The organism is Thalassoglobus polymorphus, assembly GCF_007744255.1.
In the GTDB taxonomy this organism is placed as follows: domain Bacteria; phylum Planctomycetota; class Planctomycetia; order Planctomycetales; family Planctomycetaceae; genus Thalassoglobus; species Thalassoglobus polymorphus.
On sequence record NZ_CP036267.1, the window covers coordinates 1,288,426 to 1,314,676 of the forward strand.

The 26,251-nt window shown below is 50.8% G+C and carries 14 protein-coding genes; 2 read left to right on the forward strand and 12 right to left on the reverse strand.

The genetic code is table 11. The features are described 5' to 3' along the window. Nucleotides 1-60: 60 nt before the first annotated feature. A complete protein-coding gene (locus Mal48_RS04800) occupies nt 61-2,322 on the reverse strand; it encodes a HEAT repeat domain-containing protein (protein WP_145196655.1) in 2,262 nt (753 codons plus the stop codon). A gap of 486 nt (nt 2,323-2,808) precedes the next feature. Then, nucleotides 2,809-4,083, reverse strand: a complete 1,275-nt coding sequence (locus Mal48_RS04805; RefSeq protein WP_145196658.1) for a PQQ-binding-like beta-propeller repeat protein — start codon at nt 4,081-4,083, stop codon at nt 2,809-2,811. A 445-nt stretch (nt 4,084-4,528) separates the two neighbouring features. Between Mal48_RS04805 and Mal48_RS04810 the strand changes: the two genes are divergently transcribed. After that, nucleotides 4,529-6,043 (forward strand): arylsulfatase, encoded by a 1,515-nt coding sequence (locus tag Mal48_RS04810; RefSeq protein WP_145196660.1) that lies wholly within the window; start codon nt 4,529-4,531, stop codon nt 6,041-6,043. Nucleotides 6,044-6,092: 49 nt separating this feature from the next. Here Mal48_RS04810 and Mal48_RS04815 read toward each other — a convergent pair whose 3' ends face one another. The 4 genes from Mal48_RS04815 to Mal48_RS04830 form a co-directional block, all read right to left on the reverse strand. Next, nucleotides 6,093-7,622, reverse strand: a complete 1,530-nt coding sequence (locus tag Mal48_RS04815; protein WP_145196662.1) for a hypothetical protein — start codon at nt 7,620-7,622, stop codon at nt 6,093-6,095. A gap of 358 nt (nt 7,623-7,980) precedes the next feature. Further along, nucleotides 7,981-9,564, reverse strand: a complete 1,584-nt coding sequence (locus Mal48_RS04820) for a ThuA domain-containing protein (RefSeq protein WP_145196664.1) — start codon at nt 9,562-9,564, stop codon at nt 7,981-7,983. A 116-nt stretch (nt 9,565-9,680) separates the two neighbouring features. Next, nucleotides 9,681-10,682 (reverse strand): PP2C family protein-serine/threonine phosphatase, encoded by a 1,002-nt coding sequence (locus Mal48_RS04825; protein WP_145196666.1) that lies wholly within the window; start codon nt 10,680-10,682, stop codon nt 9,681-9,683. After that, nucleotides 10,651-11,478 carry a serine/threonine protein kinase gene (locus Mal48_RS04830; RefSeq protein ID WP_145196668.1) on the reverse strand — a complete coding sequence of 276 codons (828 nt, stop codon included), beginning with the start codon at nt 11,476-11,478 and terminating at the stop codon, nt 10,651-10,653. The genes Mal48_RS04825 and Mal48_RS04830 overlap by 32 nt, the downstream gene beginning before the upstream one ends. Before the next feature lie 675 nt (nt 11,479-12,153). Here Mal48_RS04830 and Mal48_RS04835 point away from each other — a divergent pair. Next, on the forward strand, nt 12,154-13,194 hold the full coding sequence (locus Mal48_RS04835; RefSeq protein ID WP_145196670.1) for a prenyltransferase/squalene oxidase repeat-containing protein: 1,041 nt from the start codon (nt 12,154-12,156) through the stop codon (nt 13,192-13,194). 3 nt (nt 13,195-13,197) lie between these two features. Here the strand turns inward: Mal48_RS04835 and Mal48_RS04840 are convergent, their stop codons facing one another. From Mal48_RS04840 to Mal48_RS04865, 6 genes are all read right to left on the reverse strand, one after another. Beyond that, the gene (locus tag Mal48_RS04840) at nt 13,198-14,913 is read right to left on the reverse strand and encodes a glycosyltransferase family 39 protein (RefSeq protein WP_145196672.1); all 1,716 of its coding nucleotides are present in this window, start codon (nt 14,911-14,913) and stop codon (nt 13,198-13,200) included. Nucleotides 14,914-14,975: 62 nt separating this feature from the next. Beyond that, nucleotides 14,976-17,999 (reverse strand): BamA/OMP85 family outer membrane protein, encoded by a 3,024-nt coding sequence (locus tag Mal48_RS04845; protein ID WP_145196674.1) that lies wholly within the window; start codon nt 17,997-17,999, stop codon nt 14,976-14,978. 437 nt (nt 18,000-18,436) lie between these two features. Continuing rightward, nucleotides 18,437-20,737, reverse strand: coding sequence for a serine/threonine-protein kinase (locus Mal48_RS04850; protein ID WP_197442059.1), 2,301 nt, complete (start codon nt 20,735-20,737; stop codon nt 18,437-18,439). Nucleotides 20,738-20,901: 164 nt separating this feature from the next. Further along, nucleotides 20,902-21,768 (reverse strand): KPN_02809 family neutral zinc metallopeptidase, encoded by an 867-nt coding sequence (gene ypfJ, locus Mal48_RS04855; RefSeq protein ID WP_145196678.1) that lies wholly within the window; start codon nt 21,766-21,768, stop codon nt 20,902-20,904. 351 nt (nt 21,769-22,119) lie between these two features. Then, a complete protein-coding gene (locus tag Mal48_RS04860; protein ID WP_145196680.1) occupies nt 22,120-22,989 on the reverse strand; it encodes a DUF1570 domain-containing protein in 870 nt (289 codons plus the stop codon). 73 nt (nt 22,990-23,062) lie between these two features. Beyond that, the gene (locus tag Mal48_RS04865; protein WP_145196682.1) at nt 23,063-26,224 is read right to left on the reverse strand and encodes an AAA family ATPase; all 3,162 of its coding nucleotides are present in this window, start codon (nt 26,222-26,224) and stop codon (nt 23,063-23,065) included. Nucleotides 26,225-26,251: the final 27 nt, after the last annotated feature.

Sequence of the window (26,251 nt, forward strand, 5' to 3'; positions counted from 1 at the left end):
GAACTGATGCTTCATGGCATCATGCTTCATGAACTCGCGTTGAACAGGTTACGCCGCAGGTTACGTCGCAGGTTTTTCTGCGGAGATCGGTTTCGGTGAGTCAGGGGTCTCCAGAATAAGTTTTCGAACCGCCTGAGTCTTCGGCTTCAGCGAACCAAGAACACTCGCGACCGCTGACTGCAGTTCAGGTTCTGCTGAATTTGCTCTCAGTGCTGAAACACGCTTCAGCTCTGCAGGTGTCAGCAAGACGCCGAATCGCTGAATGTTGAATGCCAGTTGTAGAAGAGCCCGACGGCGGACTGCAATGTCAGCGGCGACGGACTCTGCAATTTCCAGAAGCCGACGTTGCACATCAGGAGCAGCGATTCCTCCCAGTGCGATAATAGCATCGTCTGCCACGGCTGGATTGTTTGTGGCTTTGATCAGGTCGGCCTGGTGAGCAGCCAGTTCGAAAACGCCGGGTGATGCACTCGTTGCAATCCAGCGCAACCAGTAGGCAGCTTCGCTCACCTGATTGGCTCGTTGTTCGCGGCTGAGTGGCGGAGGTGAAAGCTGTTGCAATACCGGACGAAGCTCGCGATTGATTTCCAGCGAATTGACCACTTCGTTGACATACACGACATTCTGGAATCGATTCTGGATCGCTGAGAAATTGCCTCGCAATCCCGCGGGGCCGTAAATGACCAAGGGGAGATGGCGCGTTCGTGAGTCAGCTCGAAGGTTCTCAATCGTTTGTGTCAGTCCCCAGCGAATTGTGTTCGGATGCAGGACGGCAAGCTCAACGTCTCCCCGCTGAGAAGCAAGTTTGAACCCATCCATTCCGGTGGCAGCCAGTGATGAATCAAACCCGAGTTCACTAAACAGACTGGCGGTCATTGTCCCTCTTTGGATGTTGGGATCGATGACAACAGTGTCCGGCTTGGAATTGGAATTGATGGCTCGGACAAGGATTTCTACGACACGCCGATCGCCCGGGAAAGACTTTGTCGGTTCCCACTGAAGAATGGTGACTGCGGCAGCGAACTGAACACGCGGGTTGGGGGAGTCGAGAGCTTCAATAATTTCGGGCTTTCCAGCGGATCGGGAGAGTTGGTTGCGGGAACCATTCGATCCAAGTGCGGTCACGGCACTTAACGAAGCGGCTGGGATGTGATTGTCTAGTGAGAGTGCCAAGACTTGCCGGCATGCATCCGGACCTGCAGTCACAGCTAAATCGAGTGCTGTGCCAGGCCCAGCTGGAACTGGTTGATCCCAACCGGCTGCTTCGATGTCTCGAACCATTTTTGCAGCCAGTAAGACGATCGGGGCATCTTCGTTCGTTGGCGAAATTTCAGCGGCTTCACGAGCTAAACGTTCGGCAAAGTGAATTGACGCGTGGTTGCGAGTCGATTTTGTTTCGACAACCGTAGCTTGATCGTTGTCCCAGGTCCAAACGGGAATCAGTTCCATATCTTCATATCGAACGCCCCATTCGTGCCGTTGCGCAAGATACCCAATTGCCGATTCGATGAGCTGAGCCGCCACGCCATACGAATTGACGCGAATCGCCTGCCGTGTGTCGTCGTACCGGATTCGAGCAATTGCCTTTAATGCCGTTTCGCGAACTCCGTCAGGTTGATTTTCGCCGAAGGCTTCTTGCCATAACCAAATTACGTCCTCTTCTCCGCCGCTCCAGCCCAGGACTTCAGCGGCTGCAGATCGAATTCTCTCTGATGGGGAAGTCAACGCGCCAATGATCGGCGGAACCGCATCGTCACCGAGTCGGGTCAGGTTCAGAATAAGAACATCACGATTGATCGACCCGGATTCGATCGCCTGCAGCATTGGAGGAACGGCATATGGTCCAAGTGCGCGAAGCTCGGTGAGTGCTTCATCTCGCTCGCGTGCCGAACCCATTAACTTCGGCAATAAACTGCTTACGTAGGAGGGATCGTTGGTCTTATTTGCGACAGCTGTGGTGAGCATTTTCAGCAGCTCACTCGCTTCAGGATCTAACCCGTCGACATTCGTTAAACTTAGAAACGTGGATGTGCCAAACTTGTTACGAAGCTCCATCAGTTCCTGGTCTGTCGGCTCATTTTTGATCAGGTCGGCAAGGTATTTTTTTGCCAACTCTGGTCGAGCCAGTTTGACCATCAGCAAAGCAGCCTGAAATCGGCCTTCTTGAGTCTCGGGCTCCGCAGCGAGAACCCGTTCTGGTTCTGTTCCGGTGTCGACCCCACCGGGCTGAGCTAGCGCTGGGAGTGCTACCAACATGACAAGGCAGAAAGTGAGTCTCTGCAAACCAGTCGCTCGCGAATAACAGGACTGCGAACATGCCATGACTGCAACTCCATCGGTGGAAATCGGAAAAAATGGTATCGTCAACGCACCTTCTCTAACTTACCTCAAGGCGCAATCGTTCTTTCAGGATGAGATCTTCCTGTAACAAAGTTTATCGAAACTCCAGAGCGAACGCTTGAACAACGGATGCAGAGCAACCGATTCTCCTGATGACGAACTTCCCCTATCCGCCACAATGCGGTCAATCCTCACAATGTGAATCAGTCTTGTCCCTCTGCAATCGAACAGGGGAGGGTATTGTCCACTCGAAAGTGAGTACGAAACTGGTTTCCGCCATTCAATGCAGGAGCTTGACTGAACGGGCTTCCTCAAAAAACAAAGTGGGCCGCAAAGGGTTGGCAGGAAAGAGAGCAAATTGCTCTGTACTTATCCTGCCCGCTCTTCACGACCCACTCCGAGGTCAATTTTATGGAAATTCAAATCTGGGCAGAGAATCTTGATCAGAATCTCACCCAGCAGAATTCCTTACAATTCGTAGCACATCAGCTTGTCTTGCTCACGAAGATACAGTTTCCCTTCATAAACAACGGGATGTGACCAGGTTTTGTCGTCTTGGTAGTCCGGAGTGAAACTGCCGTTGAGTTCGAATCCATCCGGGGTAGCTTGGACAAGAGCCACAGTCCCGTTCTGGTAACGGAAAATGATTTGCCCATCGACATAAGTAATTGCAGCCGATCCAGACATCTCTGGCTTTTCGCGACGAATTTTCCCCAGCCACTGAACTTTGCCTGTGGGAATGTGCAGGCAAATCGGAAAGCCTTTGTTGTGCTGATGCCCAGCGTACAGGTACTCGCCTTCTTGAATCATTCCGCCATGGTGATTCTGAAATGTTTTTGAATCGAGAAAGTACTCTTCAGTCGCTTTCACTCCTGAACCATCACGGGAGAGTTTTACTAGCACGGCTCCGGTTCCGTATCCTGTGGAGGCGAAGACATGGTCATCAAAAGGGACAGGCGTCGGAATGTTGGCTGTTCCGTTTGCAACCCTGTTGTAGTTCCACAACAGTTTCCCATCGCTGGCACGAACTCCGATCAGACCTTTTCCAACGAGTTGAACATACTGTTTCACTCCAGCGGCTTCGCTGACCACAATCGATGAATATCCGGCGCCGTCCTTCCCTTTTTCGCCCAGATTAGGGACAGAAGTTCGCCAGACGTCTTTTCCGGTCTTCTTGTCCAGCGCGACAATTATCGCATCCTGTCCACCAGGTGTGCAGAGCACCCAGTCTCCATCGACCAGTGGAGATTCTGAGAATCCCCAGCCAGACATCATTTTGCCATTGAAATCTTTCTTGAAGTCGCGACGCCAGACGACTTCGCCGTCGCTGCTCTTCAAGCAGACGATTTCTCCATCGGAAGTCACGACATAGCAATATTCACCATCCAAGGTCGGCGTACAGCGTGATCCGGGATAGCCATGTTTGGGGGCTTGATTCGTGAGCGGTGTTGACCAGACCAGTTCTTTTGTGTTCACGTCGACACAAATGACTGCTTGCCCATCGGGAAGATTTCCGGTTGTATAAAGCTTTCCATCGGCGGCGGACAAGCTGGCATAGCCGCGTCCCATTCCTTCGATTGTCCAAAGATGTTTCGGCTGATTCTTCGTCCAATCAAGCTTGAGCCCCGTGCCAACAAGTTTTCCATCACGGTTCGGACCACGCCACTGTGGCCAATCTTTCGCGTAAGCAAATTGAATCATCAGCACGCAAACTAAAGCTGCGAGTAAGCGGACTTTCAGCATCTTATTCTATCCTTGTTGAATATCTGGCGATGTGCCTCGATGAAAAAATGTCGAAAGCACAGCGAATCGGAAGGTCATCCATGAAAACGGAAGGTTGTTTCCAACGCACGATTGGAGACACATTACTTTACAACAGAAAAGAGACGACTGGCAATCAACAGAGTGCAGCAAGTTCGCGGTGGTTTCGAAATGTTTACTGTGGACACGTTGAGCATCAGCAGGCCTATCTGAGGAGAATGCCTGCGAGAACGGCTTTAGAGAACCAATTTCAAAAGTCTTGAAAGGAGCAATCAGCCCGTCAATCTCACGATGCGTTTTCATCGGTGCAGAAAGCAAAAGATTCCTGAATTCTGAGCGTCAACTTGCATCTCTCTCCGAGGTGTGAAACATTGTGTCTTCTTGCGATTCTTATTGATGCGGTCTCAATTGACACGGAGTGATTTCAATGCACAGCTGGCGTTTATTGACTTTCTGCCTGATGTTGGTGGTCACAACGGAGACAATCGCGGAGGCCACGAAACCGAACATTGTCCTCATTATGTGTGACGATATGGGCTTTTCGGATATCGGGTGCTACGGAAGCGAGATTCAGACTCCGAACATCGACCGCCTCGCTGCTGAGGGTATGCGCTTCACCCAGTTTTATAACAACGCAAAATGTACCACGACGCGGGCATCACTGATGACCGGGCTGTATCCCCGTCGATCGGGAGGATTGCTCAAGAAGAACATGGTCACCATTCCGCAAGTCCTTGAGAAAGCTGGCTATTACAGCGTTCTCAGTGGAAAGTGGCATTTGGGAAGCTCAGCCCCCAATCGGCCGTCGGATCGTGGGTTCGATAATTATTACGGGCTGTTGGACGGCTGCTGTAATTTCCATAACCCCGCGCGTCCCGACCCCGAGTTCAAGGGGAAGCGTGTTCGCTGGTTCGGTGAAGACGATCAGCGAATCACCGAGTTTCCTGATGACTTCTACACCACCGATGCGTTCAGTGACTACTCTACAAAAGCGATTGAAAAAGCGGTCTCTCAGAAGAAGCCATTCTTCCTGCATGTTTGCTACACGGCTCCACACTATCCGCTTCATGCTAAGCCGGAGGATATTGCGAGATACCGGAATCAATACATGATGGGCTGGGAAAAGCTGCGGCAAACACGCTACGAACGACAACTCAAGATGGGACTTGTCGACCCTGCCTGGAAACTTCCCGGGCGAGACCCGGAAGTGAAAGCTTGGGACTCCTTTCCAAATCAGGATTATCAGGATCACCTGATGGCAACCTACGCAGCCATGATCGAAAGCATGGATCGCGGGATAGGCAGAATCATTAATGCAATCGACGACCACAAACTCGCAGAGGAAACGGTCATCATTTTCCTATCTGACAACGGAGGATGTGCAGAGTTGCCGGGTGGTGTTGACCCGAATCGAACTCCCGGTGTGGAAGAATTTTACACCACCTGTGGACCTGGCTGGGCGTATGCACAAAACACACCATTTCGCCGATTCAAGCAATGGGTGCATGAAGGGGGGATCTCGACACCACTCATTGTTCGCTGGCCGAAAACTGTCGCTGCAAACTCGTGGTGCCAAGAGGTCGGTCACATCATCGATATTTTACCGACTTGTGCGGACCTGGCCGGAGTCGACATTCCACAGGAGTTCAGAGGCGAGAAAATTCTCCCGACCGAAGGTCTTTCACTTCGCAATCTTTTTGAAGGGGGATCTCGCCCCGGACATGAAAACCTCTACTGGGAATGGGCTGGGAACCGAGCAATTCGGCAAGGAGACATGAAACTTTGCTGGGACAAGAAAGTCAAAGTCTGGGAACTCTACGATCTCGTTAAAGATCGCACTGAAATGAACGACTTGGCCAGCGAGCATCCTGAGCAGGTCAAAGAGCTTTCCGCCTTATGGTTTTCCTGGGCAAAGAAAACCGGCCTGAAGACAAAACGCTGATTGTTGAAGATCTCCGGGTTGATTTAGAGATCAGATTCGGAATCCTGCGTCAGTTCTCAGGAGATGGGATCACCTGATGCACAACATACTGTCCCGAGCGCAGGACGAGCTTTTGATTGAACGGAAACTGGTTCAGTAACTCTTCAGGAAACTTATTTGGGAGCTGAGGAGGCTGGTGTGGAGAATAAGGACCGACATCTTCTGGATTGACGCCACTTTCCATCAGGCTGCTGACCACATACTTTTGTCGGGAGTCGAGGATCGTCTGTTCAATCAAGTGTGCTTTGTCAGGAAAGATTTTCATGTGGACATCTGGAATGATGAAGCGAGTCGAGGGTTTCAAGCCAAGTTCTGAGTAGACGTGAATAATGAACAGGTTGGAAACTGTCAGCTCTTCGTCTTCCAATTGTCGCTCGTCGAGATAGTCAATGACCGGTTGCAACTCGGTCCAGTTGGGAAGTGGCATCAGCTGCAGGGCACTTTTGACTTCGGGGGTACTTCCCTGAGTGACACATTCTCCCCACCATGCCAATCGCTGCGGATTCGTTGCTGGTGAGGCAATTAGAGCCAGAAATAAAAAGGCCATCAAACCAACTTGCGAGACTCTCAAATTTGGGCCACGCTGCGGCCAGACACTTGTCACAATACACAACCCCAAGAGCATTCCCGGAACATGAACATACTCAAAGAGCCGTTGCATCGTATGAGCCTGTAGAACCCATCCCAGATACGCTGCCGCAAGGATGCAAAGTTTTTTTTGCGAAGGCTGATCGAGTTGGCCTCTGAGTAATTTCGAGACTTGGACAATAGAAACCGGAAGTGCCACGAGATGAATGAGGCTCCAGGGAAGCAGACCTTCATTCAATCTTAAGTACAGGGAGAATGTCCAACGTTCGCGTCCTGCTTCAAAGTAGGACGGATTCCAGTTGAGAAGGATATCCCAGAAGTCATGCCAGGCGCCCGTGTGGATTAACCAGTAGGAACCCATCGCACCGCACATTGCTCCACCAAGGAAGACGCCTGCAAAGTCGATGACGTTTGCCCGCCAACGTCTTGTGATGAGTCCCGAAGTGATCAACGCTCCTAGCGCAGGGACTGCAACAAACGGCTTGATCCAGAAGGCTGCTCCCCACAAAAAACCTTCGAGGCTGCTCCAGAGAAAGATCTTGTTCCAATTCTGATCGCTTGCGAGCAACCGCTCGGATTGACGCATTCGAAACCACAAGGCACCTAAGGCAGGCAGCATCAGCCAGAGATCACGCTCGCAATGAACCGCTTCGCCTGTTGAAAAATAGAGCCAAAACAGCAGTAAAGTGAGAACGGACGCTCGAAGTTGAAAGTTTGAACATGAAGAGCTGATCTTCGTGATTCGTACCAAAAGGAGGACGATCCCCGAGATGACAACAAGGTCGAAGGCTCGCAAAGCGTACGTGGACCAGCCGAATAAAGAGCGTACGAGCATGTGGACCCACACGACTCCCGGCAAGTTTGGTTCAACGACATCCCGATAAAGTACGCCTCCATCCAAAGCAGCATGTGCCTGAATGTCGTAAATCGTCGGGTCTGCATGCAACGGCATGCACAGCATCAATGGGAGATTTGCAGCGAGAAGCACTCCCAGTGCAAGCCAGCAAAGGCCCAACGGCGAGCGCAGAATTCCCAAGAGAGAATTCTGGGCTCGCGGAGGTGACAAGGGTGACGAATGTAGGGGATGCGTCGGCATTCTCGGCAGTTTCGCGGCGTAGGTTGTTTCGATTTTACAACAAGACTACGCCACAAAACGGTGCTTGCACCTGAGCAATTTGGAATCTGCAAGAGTATCCCTGCGCAGGCGTGCCTATTGAATACCAGCCCGGAACCTTGTGGGGGGCTCACTGACCTCAGTGCATGAGTGAGCAAACTCAGCTTTCAGGATCAGGTTGTAGAAAAGGCTCTCACTACTTTTTATTCAAAGTCCAAAGGATTCCGTTTAAGAGCATTTTTCGAAATGCCGGATTTTCAAAATCGTCGATGTGACCAAGTGACGTGTAGAATGATCGCCCACCATCAGCACGTTTGAACGTCCAGGTGACCGGTTCAGGCTCTTGACCTTCAACGGTTCCGGTCATCAATGTTGTGGTTCCATCTTTCAAAGGAGAGGTTCGGTACAAAGACCAACCTTGTTTAAACTCTTTGCGTGGAACATCTTTCAGCACTGGATGGTCAACATCCATGACCTGCACCATACTGACGAGTTTGTTTCCGTAGTGGTTGTGATAATTTCCGCCGAAGACCTGCGCATCAAATTCTTTCCAGTCTCCGAAGCCGGCTGGCGGTTCCTCATTGCGAAGTGAAAAAGCGTGGCTGGCGGTACGAATCCCAATTACAGGCTTTCCGGCTGCGACGAAATCTTTAATGAGCTTCATGTCAGCGGTGGGAAGAACTCGTCGCCGGATACTGACCATCAGGGCGTCAGCATCTTGAATCGCTTCAATTCCAGGGATGTCATTTCGCTCATTGGAATTGCCATTGATAAGCGTCACTCGAAAGTGTTTTCCGAGTGGGTCGATCGCATATTTTGGCAACGTTTCGTTGGTGCGGTATTCATCCTCAGCCATGATGACTGCGAGATGGGGCCGCTTATCTTTACTGAAACGAAATTCTTTTCCGCCGATGAATTGAGTGCTGGTGATCGTCGGGCAAACATGTCGCTCGATATGCGAGACAATCAGGTCTGTTCCCGTGAAATGACTGACGTATGGTTCGCTGCGCGGGTTGTACATTGTGTCGGTCTGGTCGCGCATTAAAACTGCGTTCTTTCCGTTTTCAACCATACGTCGCAATCCAAACGGACGTCCCAGAACACACATGTTGGTGTGAACACCGGTCAAGATGACATTCTTGATGCCCTTGTCCTCCATGATATTCCAGACTTCGTCTCCTTGATCACTGATGTAATCTTTCTTCGGATCGATCGAAATTGCTTTGTGTTCCCGGCGCCAAGGCCATTTTGAGTCTTTCAATAGCGGGGCTAAACTCGCCTGCCAGACTTCATGTTCTTCCGGGGTGTCATCGCAACCTCCATCAGATTGATCGATCGGGTAAACCCCTTTTTCTTCCGCCGGAATTTTGTAGCACCATTGCGTGATTTCGGGGGGGAGTTTCTTTGACTTCGGAGCGTTGATTGCTCGTTGGCGTGCCGGGTGATCCTGATAAAAATCCATGCAGCCACTTGGAGCATGCAGGATCGTGACACCTCGATTGCGAGCTTCGGTGACCACTTTATTCAAGTGGGGAACCATTTCATTCACACGCATCACGGCGTTTTTGCATGTGTGCGAATCCCAGACATCGCAAACAATGAGGACGGTTTCCTCGGCTTTCCAGACTTCGTCACGTGTCAGAGTGTGAAAGAGGCGGCCTTCCTCGTTGACCGGTTTTTGATATCGCAGCGAAAGTGCCAACTCATCAGCTTGAGTTGCTTGTGCTGTCGCCAGGGTCAGCAAGGTGAACGTCAGTAAATTGAAGCGAGAGAGTCTCATCGGGGCTCCTGAAGTAATTCGATCCAGGCAACCGAGACGTGAGAGCCGGCCCTCAAACCTGTTTTCGACTTCTCGACTGTTGAGAAAAGATTGTTAAACAGGTCATTGGGCCGGACCTACGATTCCTCCCGCTTTTTTAATTTCCTGGGAGGAAGCCGTCGATAGGCAAGGATCGTCAAGTCATCTGGTTTCGAAGGAAGCTTTGGTTGAGGATCACTCATTCGTTCCAGAGCCAGGTTCGCCAGCTCAAGAACACCCTTGCGTAAACTTCCAGATCGAATTCGATTAACGATTTCTACAGATAATAGGTTATCGAACAATCCGTCAGATGCCAGTAAGACGGTATCTCGGGCTGCTAAATTTACCCACGGGCCTAGCTCGACCGACATATCTTTGGCTCCCACAACGTTGGAAACCAGATGACGATCTTCATGCGAGATCGCTTCTTTTTCGGAGAGTAAACCAGCTTCAACAGCATAACCAACCGGAGAATGAGCGATGGTTTCGTGTTTGATCTGACCTCGCTGACTGACCACCAGAATGGGGGAGTCCCCAACATGGTAAGTCCGAATTCGATTTCCTGCGATTTCGACCAAAGCTAAAGTTGTGGCCGCACCAGTGCGACCACTGAGCAAGCGGCGATTGGTCGTTTCAATCTGGTCGAGAATCATGGAGCGATAGTCGGTATCGGTCAAGGCTGTTGGCATTCCAACGAGAACCTTCAGGCTACCGCTAATGGTGATTTCAGTTTGCTCATGAAAGTCGTCGGAATCAGAAAACGCTTTCTGCAATCCTCGCATGACCGACTGCGACGCCGCTTTGCCGCCACGGTGTCCACCAAGTCCATCAGCGACAACAAGTAACCCACGTTGTGATCCGATTGAAAACGCTGTTACCGAATCTTCATTCTCAGTCGGCTTTGCCGGAGATTTGATCGAGACCCAAATCGCCTCCCCGTTGCCGAGTTGAGTTTGTGAAACTTCGGTTAGTTTTGGCGGAACCGGTTTCTCGGGCTGAAGCGGAAGCGCATCCATTTCAACCGTATCGGCGAGACGCGGATTGAAATCGGTGACCTCTTGAGACGGATCAAGCGGACTTTGTCCTGCGTCGCTCGGCATAGCTCAGTACTCTAGGTTTCAGACGCAAAAATGCATTTCTCATCTGTTCGCAATCTCGAAATCGATTTCGAGGATGCGGGTCGATGGCCTTTTTCAGGAATGCGATAAAGTCTGGATGAACTTTGGCCCGTAACTTTTTGATGCCCGCAGGGGGCCATTCATAAGGCCATTCAGGCCATTCTCCAGACAACATACGATACAAAATGAGTCCCGCAGAGAACACATCAGACCGGGGAGAGGGCTTGCCCATCGCCTGTTCAGGAGCCATATAACCAACAGTTCCGGTCCCTGATCCGCGGATGGTCTTCAAAGCGACCTTGGCGATCCCGAAGTCAGCCAGGCGGAGACGATGGTCAGCAAAGAGCACCATGTTTTCAGGCTTCACATCACAGTGGATGATTTTCTGCTGATGTGCATAAGCCAACGCATCCAGAATTTGACTGGCAAGACCTAGTGATGTTTTGAGAGCAAGTCGCTTCTGAAGCCGGTCAGCGAGCGTTCGCTCTCCGAGAGGCATACTGATCACAAAGTAGTCATCGATGATCGATGCGTCTTTTAACGGTAGAATGTTCGGATGTTCCAAACGGGCAGCCATGCGGGCTTCGTTCCGGAAATCCCTGAGCAAATCATCACTCATTTGATGAGCGTGTGGAATTTTGAGGGCGACCCGGTGTCCTTCAATCGTGTCGAATGCTTGATAGACAGTCGCAAATCCCCCTTCGCTGAGGCGTTTTTCGATCTTGTACTTGCCCAACTTTTGACGAGCTTTCAATGCCACCGTGAAGAGACCTCTCATTTGTGCCTCATTTTCTTGCGGAGGGTCTGGCCCCAGAATTCTAGGTTTCCAACCACTCGCTATCTTTAACGATTGTTTCGAGTTGTGTACAGATTCCCCGAACAAATTTAACGGTCTGAAGTGAGACTGCTCGTTTCCGACTCAACCCACCATCGTGAATTATCGACACGAACGGAACAAAGGCTCATTCAAAACCGTCCAAGATGCAGTTGCGGCAGAATCATTACAGTTTAACTTCTGAAAAAAAGGGTTCTGCGGGCAAACTTGAGTCCGTTGAGAGGCGCCGGGAAAGTGGTCGTCGACCTGCGGCAGTGAGTAGAGGGAGTCGGGAAATTCATGATTAGGACTTGTCCCCGCCTCGCGGCGAGGAACGTTGAAGTCATGAAAGTGAGTTTTAAGGCACGAGATACATTGAAAACGCTCTGGCGACGATTGTGAGTGCATTCGAAAGATGATGGGCCTGTTTTCAACGTACGGGTGTTTACAACAGGGAATATTTCGACAATCACCAATCGACAACCACCTATGAGTGAAGGCCTCCGACGAATCAATCAGTAGGAGATCCAACTCGCATTTCCTCAGAAACTTTGAGATACTTTAAGTTGCACAAAAATAATGTCGAGACAGACAGATTAACGTGATCTCATTTTATGAGTTTCTCGAAAGGAGTCTTGAATGAATATCTCTTTCGCCAATCGAGCCTGCGTCACCTGCGCGATTTTGACGGCAGTCTTGGTGACGCTTCCCGCTCAAGCTGCTGCTGATCCTGCGGTGACCCGTTCGGTCACGCGGAGCCTCGACTATCTTGCGAAGGAGCAAAAGCGACAAGGCCACTGGGAAGCCAACGGAGCCACCTATCGCGTCGCCATGACCGCATTGGCAGGTACGGCTCTTTTAGCAGAGGGCTCAACCACAACACGTGGAAAGTACGCTCAAAACATTTCACGAGCTGTCGACTTTCTGGTCGACATGTCTCAGCCTTCTGGACTCATCGGATATCCCGACGACTATCACTACACCTACGGGCACGGATTTTCCATGCTCTTTCTCTCCCAGATTTATGGTGAAGAAGAAGACGCTCAGCGGCGAATGCAAATTAAGAATGTCCTGGATAAAGCCGTTCGGTTTAGTGCGGAAGCCCAAACTAAACGTGGTGGATGGGGATACGTTTCTGCCCGTGAAGGGAACGATTTCGACGAAGGATCTACGTGCGTGACGCAAGTTCAAGGTCTTCGTGCCTGCCGAAATGCCGGTATCGTTGTCCCACGAGAAATTATCGACCGGGCTAAGAAGTACATTCATGATTGCATGACTCCCGAAGGGGGAGTTCAGTACAGCATTCGTGGGGGAGGAGCACGCGAACCGATCACTGCAGCGGCCGTTGCCAGTATGTATAGCGCTGGCGATTATGGTGATTCGAAAGATGTAGAACTTATGCTGAAATACTGCAAAACCAATATCTGGCCTGAAGGGGGCGGGATCAAGGCAAACGGTTTCGGGCACTGGCACTACATGCACTACTATCTCGCTCAGGTGATGTATCGCGAAAAAGACCTCTGGGAGAAGTACCGCAAAGAGATCGAAGCTCGTCTCATCAGTCAACAATCTCCTGATGGATCGTGGCAAGATAACAGTGTCGGCCCGGTGTACGTCACCGCAATGAACGCTACGATCCTGCAATTGAAGAATGGATACTTGCCGATCTTTCAGCGCTGACGATCAGCGGTCACGATGCTGACGATAAACCGACGTCTGCCCAAACTCTTGCTCAAGCAGATACGCCCCGACATCGAATTCCTCTGGACTCTCTTCCCGACTGAGGAAGTAGATCATTGGGGCATCTGTCTTTTCAGCGACCGAAATTGACTCGACGCCTAGCTGGGCAAGATAGTAATTCACCGGAACGCTCAAGAGCGGGTCAGACATGCCGATGCTCTCTCCGGAGTGGTCCCATTCGACAAGCAACTTTGCCAGATCCTCAGCCTCTGGGTACGAACCAGTGTCCTCAAATTTCGTGATGACATCATTCCGAATGAGGAAGAACGACATGCCCAGGACCAACATGAAAGAGACGACTTGCACGAGTTGGATCGTTCGTTCAGGTGATTTGCGAAGCATGGTGAGACATTCAACAAAGCCGTTTGCGACCTGAAGTAAAAAAATCGGCAGCAGAAAGATCCAGGTTCTATCAAAGGGGATCGCTCGTTTCAGAATCAACACGACCAGCCCACCGAGCACGACTGTGGGGAAGAAAAGAGCGGCTTGCCAGTCCCTCTTCCGGATCGAAGCGATCGTCCCAATCAGAAAGCAGAGAACAAATAGAGCGAGTCCCACAGTCGGGATCCCGCGGCTCATCTTTTGGACAGTCTCAGCCAAGTGCGAGGGCAGTCGTGACGCAAACTCACCCCACGAAAGACTCTCCACAAATCGATTCGCGACAATAGGGGAAATGCCGTCGCTCACAAGGATGACTGGCGAATAAAGCACGAATGCCATGAGCAAGCAAGCGACGCTGTACCTGACCAGAAACCGCTTCAAGAGGTCCAAGCTGGGACCGTTTATGACAATCCGAACAACGATTAGCCAAAGCACAATCCCAGCTGCAAAGAACAGATACGATGGCATCACGAACAGACCGCAAGCCGTGACAAACGCAAAGAGCAGGGGACTGGGCAACTCTTGATCTGACCTCAGTGAAAGCAGGATCTGTATCAAACTCAGTAACACGACCAGCGAGTAACCACGTCCGTTTGTGTCGAACAGAATGAAATACGGAAAGAGAGCAATCAGAGCTGCAAAGAGATAGCCTGCATTCTGTGAGAGCATCCTCTTCGCCACATGAAAGCCAACAGGAATCGAGCAGAGACCCGCCAGAAACGCAGGTAATCGGAGGCCGATCGGACTGCTTCCGAAGATCAACGTCGAAAGCTTTACCAGTAGAGTGTGACCGACGTGGTTATTGGGATCTGAATACAGGAACAAATACTGCGGGGCGCGATTGATGTACTCAAGGTAAGTGTACGACTCATCGTACCGCATCGGCTGATTAAGAAACTTGAACCGTACAAAGGCACCGAGTCCCATCAACAGCAGCAACGGAACTGGGAGTAGGCGTGGGAATGTTTCAGGCAGACGGCGCAGAAACGAAAGCAACTGCCGTGATTTCTCAATGAACTCTCGACGCAAGACAGACCACAACGGTGGAGACTTGCTGGTTCTCTGTAGCAAATAGAGACTGGCTGCAAAGAAGAGGAGTGCGTAGATCAACAGTAGACATGATAATGTCTGGCTACGATCGTTCCATAATTCTGAAGGAACCAAACGTGCTGCAAAGCGGAGGCCAACATCAGGAATCGCCAGAACGAGGAGGCTCACTCCGCAGAGTCCGAAGAGAGCGCAGAACAGCGACTCGATCAAACGATTACGAGATGCCATCTCCAGCGACCTTCGGTTTCGACCATGTCTTTGTCACGCACAAGAAGTGTGTGACAAAAGTCCTATCGAGTCAAACCGACGTAGAAGCTGAAGACACGAGTTTCGTCTTCGTCTTGCTGCAAGATTGGCCAGGCGAAGTCGAACGCCAGCGGGGCAGGGCCCATTGCTGGGACAACCATGCGGAAACCAAAACCTGCGGTGACACGAAAATCGTCGAAACCCGCCTCGGGTTCGACAGTACCAAAGTCCGAGAAGACCACGGCGCGGATGTTGTCGGTCGCTGTGAGCGGGAACATATATTCTGCCGAGCCAAGCGCCATGAAGTCACCACCGACAGCGAAGTTACCTTCCCGAGGAGTCACCCCACGAAATTCAAAACCACGAAACGATGAGTAACCACCAGCGTAGTAGCGTTCGAAAATCGGAGTATCGTCTCCAGTCCAGCCGGCTTGTCCGGTCAGTGACAAAATGTGCTTACCAAGTCCATCAGGACGTTCGTAAAGGGTGAAGTATTTCCCTGCTGAGGCGTCAATGCGAGGATAGATAAACTCGCCGAAACCCTGTTCGTAAGTCAGGTCGAAATTGTGTCCCTGACTCGGATTGAAAGAGTTATCACGAGTATCGAACGACAACGTGAACGAGGCTGTGGAAAGGAAGTTATCTCCATCAACGGCAAGCAGGTCGGGAGGAACCGGACCGTTCGTTAGGCTGTAATCACGAATTTGAACGTTCTCAAGTCGCAGCGCGGTCGATGCCGACCAGTAGCGATTGAGGACATATCCAAGACTGATCCGTCCACCCAATCGGTCTTCGGTCCAGTCATCATAAAAGCGATTGTAATAAAATCCGCTCAGTCCCAAACTAAAATCTGTCCCCATGAAGAAAGGGTCTTGCCAGCTCATCAAGTAGCGACTCACCTCTGAACCTGGGACAGCTTCCATACGGAAGCTTTGGCCTGCACCACGGAATGCCTGACCGTTTGTGACGTCCGCCCAGCTGCGAGGGACGCGGAAGAGGTCGAAGTTGTCTTCTTGAAGAGTCAACTGTCCGACGACACCGGCGTCACTGTTGACTCCGACACCGAACATCAATCGCCCTGTCCGTCCTTCTGTGACATCGATATTCACATCGACAAAACCAGGAGCAGGGTTTGAAAGTGCATCACCGAAAGGATCTCCTTGTGGAGAGACTCCCTGCTGGTAGTCTTGAGGATACGGATTCCCAAACTGATCCAGTCCCTGTGCTCGAACGATGTCATTCGATTGTCCACGAAAGACTGTCTCCGGAGAGATGACGACAGGTGTGGGATTCTCGTTTTTTGGTTGTTTTCGAAGCGGACGCTGAATCTCAACTTCCGGGGGATTTTCTTCTTCAAAGAGGCTGGCAGGTAAAACAACTCGCCCCACAGTTTCTTTGACCGGCGAAATGTATGTCGCTCGCAAGTCGAAGTCGTGATCGAATTCTTCGCTGAAGAGTTCTTCAGCTTTTGTTTGTGCGACTCGTTCCGGGTTTTGCCCACGCTGAGCAATGGCCGGGATGTACTCCAGTCCATCGACAGGTTTCAAATCGAATGTTGGAGGGTCTGTCCGTTCCCAGATGGGACTTCCAGAGACCCGCTGTTGTGCCATGCGAAGATCTCGCCCACTGGCGAGTGTCCCCGGCTTCAGGAATCTGTGAACCTGATCCCGTACAACCGTTTCCTGTGTGTGAGTGTGATCGCCACGAATGTGGATATTGATTTGGCCAATGTAGCGGGGAATGTCTTCATCGATTTGATAAGTCAGGTCAACAATCCCGGAGTCGTCTTGTCGGAAATGCGGAGTCGGTTCGACTTTCGCGAAGACGTGGCCAAGTTCGTCGTACTTGTCCTTCATTGCGGAAACGTCTTTACGCAAGAATCGGGAGTTAAAATGCTCTCCGGAATTCAGCTCGAGTTTAGTCAATAACTCGTTTCGCGGAATGACGGCAGCCCCGATCACGTCGATGTTACCAACCTTGTATCGTGTTCCTTCTGCGATGGTGAAATTGACGGTGACTTTTCCATCAGCTTCTGAGATCGACTCACTCACTTCGACATCAACATCGAAACAGCCCAGTCCTAAATAGTACTGTTTGATGGTATAGACATCGTTGCGAACAATTTCCGGATCGTAGTCTCCACCGATCCATCCTGCTCCGAGGTTGTCGATAGGAGTTTTAGTTGCGATTTTTGTTTTGAGCACACGAGCAGAGATGAAGTGATCACCGACGAATTTGAAGTTGATATCGCGAACTTTGACCTTCGGACCTTCTTCAATATGAAAGACGACTTCACGATCATTCTTATTGTCACCTTTTTGCAGAGTGACTTTCGCGAACCGATAACCCTTCTCGGCGTATAAAGATTTGATGCGAGAGACCGATTCACGATTCGCAGCGACGTCGTAGCCGTGTCCCGTCATCAGTCCTGTATGAGCCTGAAGCTCACTGGTCTTGATCTTGTCGTTTCCTACAAACTTCACGTCTCGCAAAATTGGGCGTTCAACGACTTGAAAGACGAGAACTGGACCCTCTTTTGTCTGACGGTAGAACGGCTTAACGGAGTAGAACCAGTTCGTCTTCAGAAGCTTCGTAACGTCTTTTTGGATCTGGTGAGAAGATGGTAAGCGACCTTGGCGAGAATCGATCTGCCTTAAAATCGCATTCGATTGAATCGTGGTATTCCCCTCGACGACAATCCCGACCAATTCTTCATTCAGCAGGGTTTCGACATTGAATTCAGTCTGCTGGATGACCGGTTTTTTAGGCTCTTGTGCTGGGCGTTCTGCCAATGCTCGATTGAGTCCGGGAAGAGCTGCTGTCTTCGGAGGAGTTGGCGCAGGGGGAGCCTTCTCTTCTTGAGACGCTTTCTGGAATGCAGGGTCTATTTGCGGCGCTGGACGTGCCTGAGCCGGCGCAGGGGAACTGCTTCCAGGAAATGGACGTTGAGCCTCCACGGAGGACATGAAGCCACCCATGATGCAAAATGCCAGCGCGTTTCGACTGACGAAACGTCGCAAGCTGGGCTTCAATGCCCGTCGACGAGTGTCGCTAGTGACACGATTCATCGAATCTGCTTTCGATTCCAATCCGATCACGCCCACCGAATGAGCAATAGAGCCCAAAGTTGAACGCAAATGGTGATCGGGATGCCAATCGCCTCATGCGATTTGACATAACAAGGAGGGTATTTGAATTGAATTGCAGCTTGAATCTAAAACTCTTCAGGAGACCTGTCAGGTGGTCGCTTGCCTCAGGTTTTGAGTGAGCGAATTCAGATTTCAGGATCGGTTCCAGAATAATCAGGCTACTAGGATATCGTTCTGCTTCACATGAGGCAGAATGATCGTGGGGAAAATGATATGGGACGTGAGACCACTTCCAATTTGGAATATGGCAATTTTGATTTCTCAGAAAGCTAATAATTCAATTCGAATTTCACGGCAAGATGAATTCTCGCCCGCAGAACTCAAGAATTGCGGCAATGCATCGGCGGTTGTTGATGCTAACGCTTTCTTCCGCGGATTCTGAGGAAGACATCCAGATCATCTTCAATCTGTCGATAGAACCAAAAAGCGGCTGCAAACGCAGCTAAACCGCCAAAACAGAGGAGTTGAGCCAGTTGCAGCATCTCTACAGAGACAATCGTAATGGCGGCTACCGAGAGCAGCGGAATGCTGGCAGCAGCAATTAAGTAGTATCGCAAGTACGTTTTCAACTTTTGCAGATCCTGCCGATCCTTGCGCTGTCCGCGTCCCTTTTGCAGCAACGCAGGATACAGCACCTGTACGGAATACCAGGTGACTCCAAAGAAGGGATATGCCGTGGCAATTAACCCAAAGAGCACCAGCGAGCCTACAATATGTGCGTACTCTGAAGCCGAGACATCAATTCCTATTGCTTGAAATGCCACCGGGTACGCGATTCCGGCGATGATCCACAAAAGCAGGCAAATCATCGCACAGCGATGCCCGAGTAACAGGGCTGATTCCCTAATGATAGTGGTTTTCGAATTGGTGTTCGCGTTCTGCCTCGTGGCGAACAGCCTTTTCACTGGTGAAACGCGTTCTTCACGGGCACATGGTAGAGCAAACTGCTCTAAGCCGCTTTCCTGGGAGGCTTCCGGGTTACGGATTCCCCGTTTTACCTGGTTTGCCAGAATGACCACGAAGCTGATTCCGACTGGAAACGCAATTCCGTTGATCACACCAAGAATTGTTTCGAACGTCTGCCCGGGAGCCATCTCGTCAAAGATCGCTCGCTGGTTGTAAAAGAAGTTACCAACAGCAGAGATCCCGTTCGGAATCAAATTCAGGAGCAGCACCGTGGCAACAACCCAGTGACGGGCCTTGGATCGCCAACTCTTCGCGGGAGGGTCAATCAACTCACGAGCGCGCGGTTCAAGGCACATTTCGAGTTGCTCGATCAATTCATCCGCATTCTGCCAGCGCTGTTCTCGATTTGGCTGAAGCAACTTCTCAAGAATTCGCATCAACGATTCGGGACATTCAGCAAAATCTGGAGCGAATTGCTCTCTGGAAAGCCCACGACTTCTTCTTTCCAGCATTTTATCAATGGTCTGCCCTGATAAATCGCCTCCACCTAAATCGTCAAACGGACGCGTTCCTCGCAGGAGTTCCCAGAGCAAAACTCCCAAAGAGTACAAATCTGATCGCCCATCAAGTTCGTCCGCTTGAGTCTCATGCCGGGGTGAACAGGCCTCCAATTGCTCTGGCGACATATATGCCAAACTTCCACCGAAGTAGGCAGTCGGATTCGTTCCGGCGACGGAACTGCTGAAACTGATGTTAAAGTCGGCAAGTTTGGGAACGCCCTCGGCACTCAGCAGGACATTGGCCGGTTTAAGGTCTCGATGAAGAACTCCCTGCCGGTTTGCATAGTCCAATGCTTTGGCGAGACGAATTCCGATCCAGGCGACGACTTCCGGCCAGGACTTTCCAGAAAGCTCCTGACGCAAACTCGAATCGCTCGGTGAAATTTCCCCTTTCGACTCCAGTGTCCCATCCAAAACATCGATGAGGAGTTGACCACTTCTCATTTCGACTGGAGTCATTCTTACACGTTTCGTCACCGACTCCAGCGTTCCACCGGGAAGGTACTGCATGTACAGCAAGCGGGCAGGGGGTGTTTCAACAATCCGCTGATCGTGAACGCGCACAATGTAATCGTGATCGAGTTGAGCAAGTGTCTGCGGTTCCGTCCCATGGTCAGCAGAGACTTTGACCGCCACGAGTCGTTGCATCGAAATCTGGCGTGCGAGAAAGACTTTCGCAAACGCTCCCTGACCAAGCAGCATGATCAAGTCGAAATCATCAATCACTTCGCCCGCTTGAAGGTCAAAGACAGCTGAAGACTGATCGAAAGAAGAGATGACGGTCGCGTTGATATCAGGAGATTGGCTGGCGAATTGACGCAAACCATCAGCCTGGTTTGGATATCGCTCGAAGTAGTCACTGATGCAGACCGCTTCATCGACAGACAGTCGACAAACGTATTCCTCGAAAATCAGGTCAATCGGCAAAGCGACCGATTGCAGTTCCTGGAACTCTTCACAGTATTCATCAAGCGATTTCGGTAGCGCATACTCTTGCCAGCGCAGCTCCATATCGACTTTGATCAGCTCAACGAGGAACTCCATTCGCAACTTGGAGCAACTCGGCAAGAACTCAGAGATCTCTGGCGGACCATGCTCGTCAACCTGATCCCATGCCGCGAGAAATCGGTCCAACGAGTCCGTCAGCAAATCAATGGCCTCGTCACTCATCGTTGTTTTATGAGTGTCCATTGAATTTGATTCCGATGCGGACATGATCGATGAAAAGCCCATTTCAACTTTGTGATTCACGAAACGCCAAGGTCTCTTCCAGCCGTACCCGGCTCAACTGCCTAAACTCTACTTCACGTTTCTCTACTGGTGTTGAGCCGGACCACAGAGCAAGATGAGAGAGACTACAATTTTTTCGCCTTGAATGTATCTCCCTGATTGATATCCCCTGTTTCCAGCCCTTTGCGGAACCAGCGTGCTCGCTGTTCTGCCGATCCATGGGTGAATGATTCTTCGACAACGTATCCGCGAGCCCGTTTTTGCAAAGTGTCATCGCCAATCATCGCTGCCGCGTTGAGGCCTTCTTCGATATCGCCCGGTTCCAGCAGGTTTTTCATTCGTTCTGCATGATGCGCCCAGACGCCTGCAAAAAAGTCCGCCTGCAATTCCAAACGAACCTGCAAAAGATTGTACTCCGCTTCGCTGAGCCGTCCCCTCTCACGCTGAACCATCTCTGTGATGCCCAGTAAGTTCTGGACATGATGTCCAACTTCATGGGCAATCACATATGCCTGCGCGAAGTCTCCCGGAGCATTGAGCTGTCGTTCGAGTTGATCAAAGAATCCGAGGTCGATGTAAACTTTTTCATCACCGGGGCAATAGAACGGTCCCACTGCGGAACTGTTGAACCCGCATGCCGAGGAAACACCATCTCGGAAGATGACAAGCGTCGGTTCGCGATAGGAAACGTCGGTTCCACGAAAAATTTCATTCCACACATCTTCGGTGTCAGCAAGAATCGTCGCAACGAAATCCCGCATTTCTTCTTCAGCCGGGCTCGGATTTTCAGCAGGAGCCGCATTCTGTTGTCCTCCCTGCTGGGGAAGTTGCTGAGCAACTCTGAAGACTTGTCCGAGATCTCCGCCGGAGAAGATGAAGACCGCGATAAGAAGGATGATCGTCATCCCCCCGCCGAGTGCCTTCCCGCCACTTTTCATCCCTCGACGATCTTCGACGTTACTGCTCTGTCGGCGACCTTTCCACGAAACCACGGCTGAATCCTTATAAGAATTGATCCGGAAACCTGAATCTGGTCTCTCTCACGATGAGAAAGTCCATCACGAAAGGAGTCTCCGGACAGAGATTCAGGAATGTCTATTTCGACAAATCTAACATGTGCAGGAAGCGAACCACAAATGCAGCGTGATCTTCGTTCGCAGAAAAAAAGAAGTTGACGGTAGAGGCTGACAGGACATGAACGGCTGTGACAGCAGGCAATCAAGCATAAAGAAGGTTGCCTATTCTCACCCTTGCACCTCAACCAGCAGTCGTAATTTGCTCACCAAAGGAATTCGGCTCCGTTGGGCCGTCACTTTTGATTCTGTGTTACCGGTGATCTGATGTTACTGTTGATCCTGTCCAAGTGCCCAAGTGGGGCCAGAGCGATTGAACGTCGACGAGATGTACGAAGCAAGCCGCACGTCAGCGGTCGGGACGTGGCGTTCCATCTCTTCAGCGAACCGAGGTGGGTGTGTGGAAGATCTCAGAGACTTGCAATAATCCACAAGCATGCCTCGACCATCCGGGCAATCATGGATCAGGTAATGAACCCAGGCCCAGGCTTCCTGGTAGTCAGCGCGGTGCATCTCTGAGACGGATTCAATCTGCTCCAGACGATGCAAGTCAGGCTGCCATCCATTTGAAATCGCTTTGGCTAATTGCGGGGCATGATCGGGGTGTCGACGTTTTGAATCGAACGTACGCGTTTCAAAGTACTCTGCGATTCCTTCATCCAACCACAACGGAACGGTTTGCAACGATGAATGTAAAACGCCATGTGTGTATTCATGCCGCAAGTCTTCCGCCATGCTCGGCCCCCAATGTGCATAGACCGCAAGTTCAGTAGGCGAACCAATGAAAAAGGCCCGGCGAGGTGGCAAATTCGGATGCTGCTTCTTCATGTATTCTGCATACCGGTCTTCATCCTTAAATAGATGAACAATGATGGGGCGGTTCGCAGGAGGGAGTTCAAGAAGCTCGACAATCTCGGCCCGCAGCGAAGTCAGCTCTTCAAAGACTGGATCATCTTTGGTGATTTTGACATCCGAACGGACCTGCAATTGCTCCATTTTGACTTTATATTTGTTCGGCAAGCCTGTCACATCACGTCGAACAAACATGCAGCTGGAAGAGAACAGACTCAGCAACGAAAAGACGAAACAGAGATAGCATTGCCATCGCTGCTGAACGACTCTCTCCGTCTGATTCATCATCTGTGATCCCAAATTTCGCCGAACACCTGCAGTGTTCGACTCACGCCACGAACACGAGAAACACAACTCTGTTTTAGACCGTCATTTCGGGACGATGGTTCGGCAACCAGACCGGTTCGATCCCATCGTTCTCGAATAAGTGGGCAAGGTGTAAGTGGCAGGTAAACAGCATGATTTGCTGACCATCGTCCGCGACGTTGAGCAGCGTCTCGACGGCAGCTTCCGTACGAATTTGGTCGAAGTTCACGGTGACATCGTCAAGGATGAGCGGAAGCTCGACTCCGCGAGAAGCGAAGTCTTTAATCATCGCTAAGCGTAATGAAAGGAAGACTTGTTCACGTGTTCCGCTACTCAGCTGTTCAACACGCAGCGATTGCTTGACATCGTCATCCACGAATAAGGCCTTCTCGCCCAGTGGAGTCCAGACTTTCTGGTACTTGTCACAAGTCAGCTGAGATAAATATTCAGAGGCAGTTTGCAATGTTTGTGGTTGTCGGTCCTGCTCGATCTTCGATTGCAATTGTTCAACAACACGATCTGCAACCCGGTTTGCAAAGAGAGATTCGCTGGCCTTGCGCAACTCATCCGCAACTTGTTCCCGATCAAATCGAAGCGATGCAACAGATCGGTCTTCTTCGATTGCGTGAAGTTCCTGCTTCAGCTTTCCAAGCGTTTGATATTCATTCTGAAGAGCTTCATCGATTTCCTGAAGCTCGTCACGAATCTCTGAAACGATTTTTTTGTTTGAAGCCTCATCGTACTCAATGAGCATTTCTTCCGTAATCACAAGCTCTGGTTCTTGAGAGGTGATCTTATCGAGATTTTTCTCAGCTTCTCTCAATTTCGCTTCGAGAGTCTTGCGCTCATCGATCGCTGCTAGCTTGGCTGCAATCTCTCCCCGGTCGGCAACTCCCATTTGCGAAAGCAACAGTGAACGTTGTTCACGCATCCGTTCAACTCGATCAGCGATGCGTGCTGCGTCACGGCGTTTTTCTTTCGCTGTCGAGCGTAGTTGTTGCCGTTCACGTCTTCGCTCACCGAGTAGTTGGAGCTCGCGGTGCCATTCTGCGAGCAGTTGATACGGATCACGTACGGCAATTCCGCGACCTTCAAGTTTGTTGGAGAGTTGCTGAACTTTCTCCAGAAATGTATCCAGAACTTTGCGTTGTTGCTCTCTGCTTTGATGCGAGCGACTCCATTCATGTAAGACATGCTTGGCGTCAGCAATTTGCTGGCACTGGGCGACAGCTTCAGAGACTTTAAGAGTTTCGATCAGCCCCAAAGTTCGCAGACTTTCTGTCCATTCTCTCCGAGACTGACTGACTCGCTTCTGGTAGTCCTGCAAACTGTTTCGCATGCGACTCATTTGCCGACGTAGTTTATCAATCCGTCCAGAATCGTCATTGACGGATTGTAAACTGTGTAGCTGTTTGCGCAGATCAGCGAGTGCTTCGTCGATCAGTTCGGAATCATCTTGTTCTGCGATCAACGTTTGTGGTGCGGTTCGTTGTGTTCGTAGCAAGTTGCGGCTGCGGATTTTTTGAATCTGTGATTCGACTCGACTCAGCTCCCTGCTCATTTTTTCGCGGTCGACATCATTCCCGGCAACCTGAATTTTCTGCTGGGAGAAATACTGCTTCATCGTCCAGCAAGTTCCCAGCGCCCCCAACCCCAGCAGCGAATAACAGGCTCCCAAAGTTGCCAGGTAACCTCCACCTGAGAACAGACCTGAGACCGCTCGGTATGACCCAAACAGGAACAAAATTGCGCCAGAAATCGCGAAGAACCACAAGACGTTATAGAAGAAGGGGGGAAGTTCCTGCTCCACCACTTCTGCTTCGGCTTCACGTGTTTCAGGAAACAGCTCAAGAGTTTTCTTGATGTGCTCCTTGCGAATTCGCAAGCCGCGTAAGTCTTCAAGCTGATCAATCTTGTCGCTTAAATCCTGACGGGTCTCCTCAACCGACAGAGTTCCAAGACCACGGCGCTGAGAGTTCTCTGCCTGTTCATGCAGCTTCAGAGCAGCTGACATTCTCTTGTATTTTTTGGCAGCTTTCGTGCGTGCACGATTGGCTCGGCGATAGCGGTCTCCTTGCTCCAGCAAGCTGTGCAATTTCACAGGAGAAAGATCGGTTTCTTCCAACCGCTTGAGTGACCAGTGACCTCCCAAATTCCCCAACAGGCGTTGAACTTCCTGTTCGCGAGGGTCAGCCACAGGGCTGCCACTTTGTAACTGTTGTTCGAGAAGTTGCATTTCGCGGGTTTGCTCATGCAAGTTCTGAATTGCACAGGTCTCTTCTTCCAACTCAGGACGAAGTTTGATTTCCTCCGCCTGTTTTTGCAGACGCTTTGCTTCGTCGATTAACTGTTTCCGTTGCGCATCAACTTCGGAAAGTTCGAGTTCGAGTTCATCGTAGCGATTCAGAATATCAGCATCGACTTTCGTGACCGGTAACTGCTTGAGTTCCAGTTGGATGGCACGATGTTTCGCCCACGGTTCCCAAGCTTGATTCAGAAACTGATAGCCACGTAAATCCTGTTGCAGATTCTTCTGCCGTTTCTTTAATTCGCTGACAGTCGCATCATGTTTAGTGGTCTGGTCGAGAAGTCGAGTGTGCCGCTGTGCCGGTTGACCGACACGTTCAAGTTCACGGTCGATCTCAGCCAGTTGCTGAATGAGTGAATGAATTTCTCCTTTACGGCTTTCCGGATCAATCAGGAAACGTTCGTTCTTTGCGAACGCATTCTGGGCCCGGACAATCTGCTCGCCTTCCCGTCCCAGTGACAATCCATAAATCTGCTCAGCGACTTCATCACCGCTCAAAGTTGCCAGTTGCTGAAGTTCGTTCAGGCCAATCGCAAAGACATCTTTGAATAGCGATTCGCTGGCATCCCCGAGCAAGCTTTGCATCAGCGGATCTGTCTGTTCCCGTCGCTGTCCGTTGATCTCCAGAGCACCTCGCGTTCCTTTTTCAGAGACACGGCGGATGCGATACGATTTGCCTTGATGCGAAACTTTCAAAGCTCCGGAGCAAACAACTCGTTCGCGTCGACGACTGGCGTCAACTTCATCGCTCGGCTGGAATCCGTACAGGACTCCGCGGATGAACCGCATCAGCGTGGACTTTCCCGCTTCATTCGGGCCGTAAAGAACCGTCACTCCTCGGTCATGAAAAGGAAGTGTCACTTCCTTCCAGACTCCGAATTGATCGACTTCCAGTTCATGTATTCTCATAGGATCCCTCCTCTCTGAATCGTGGTC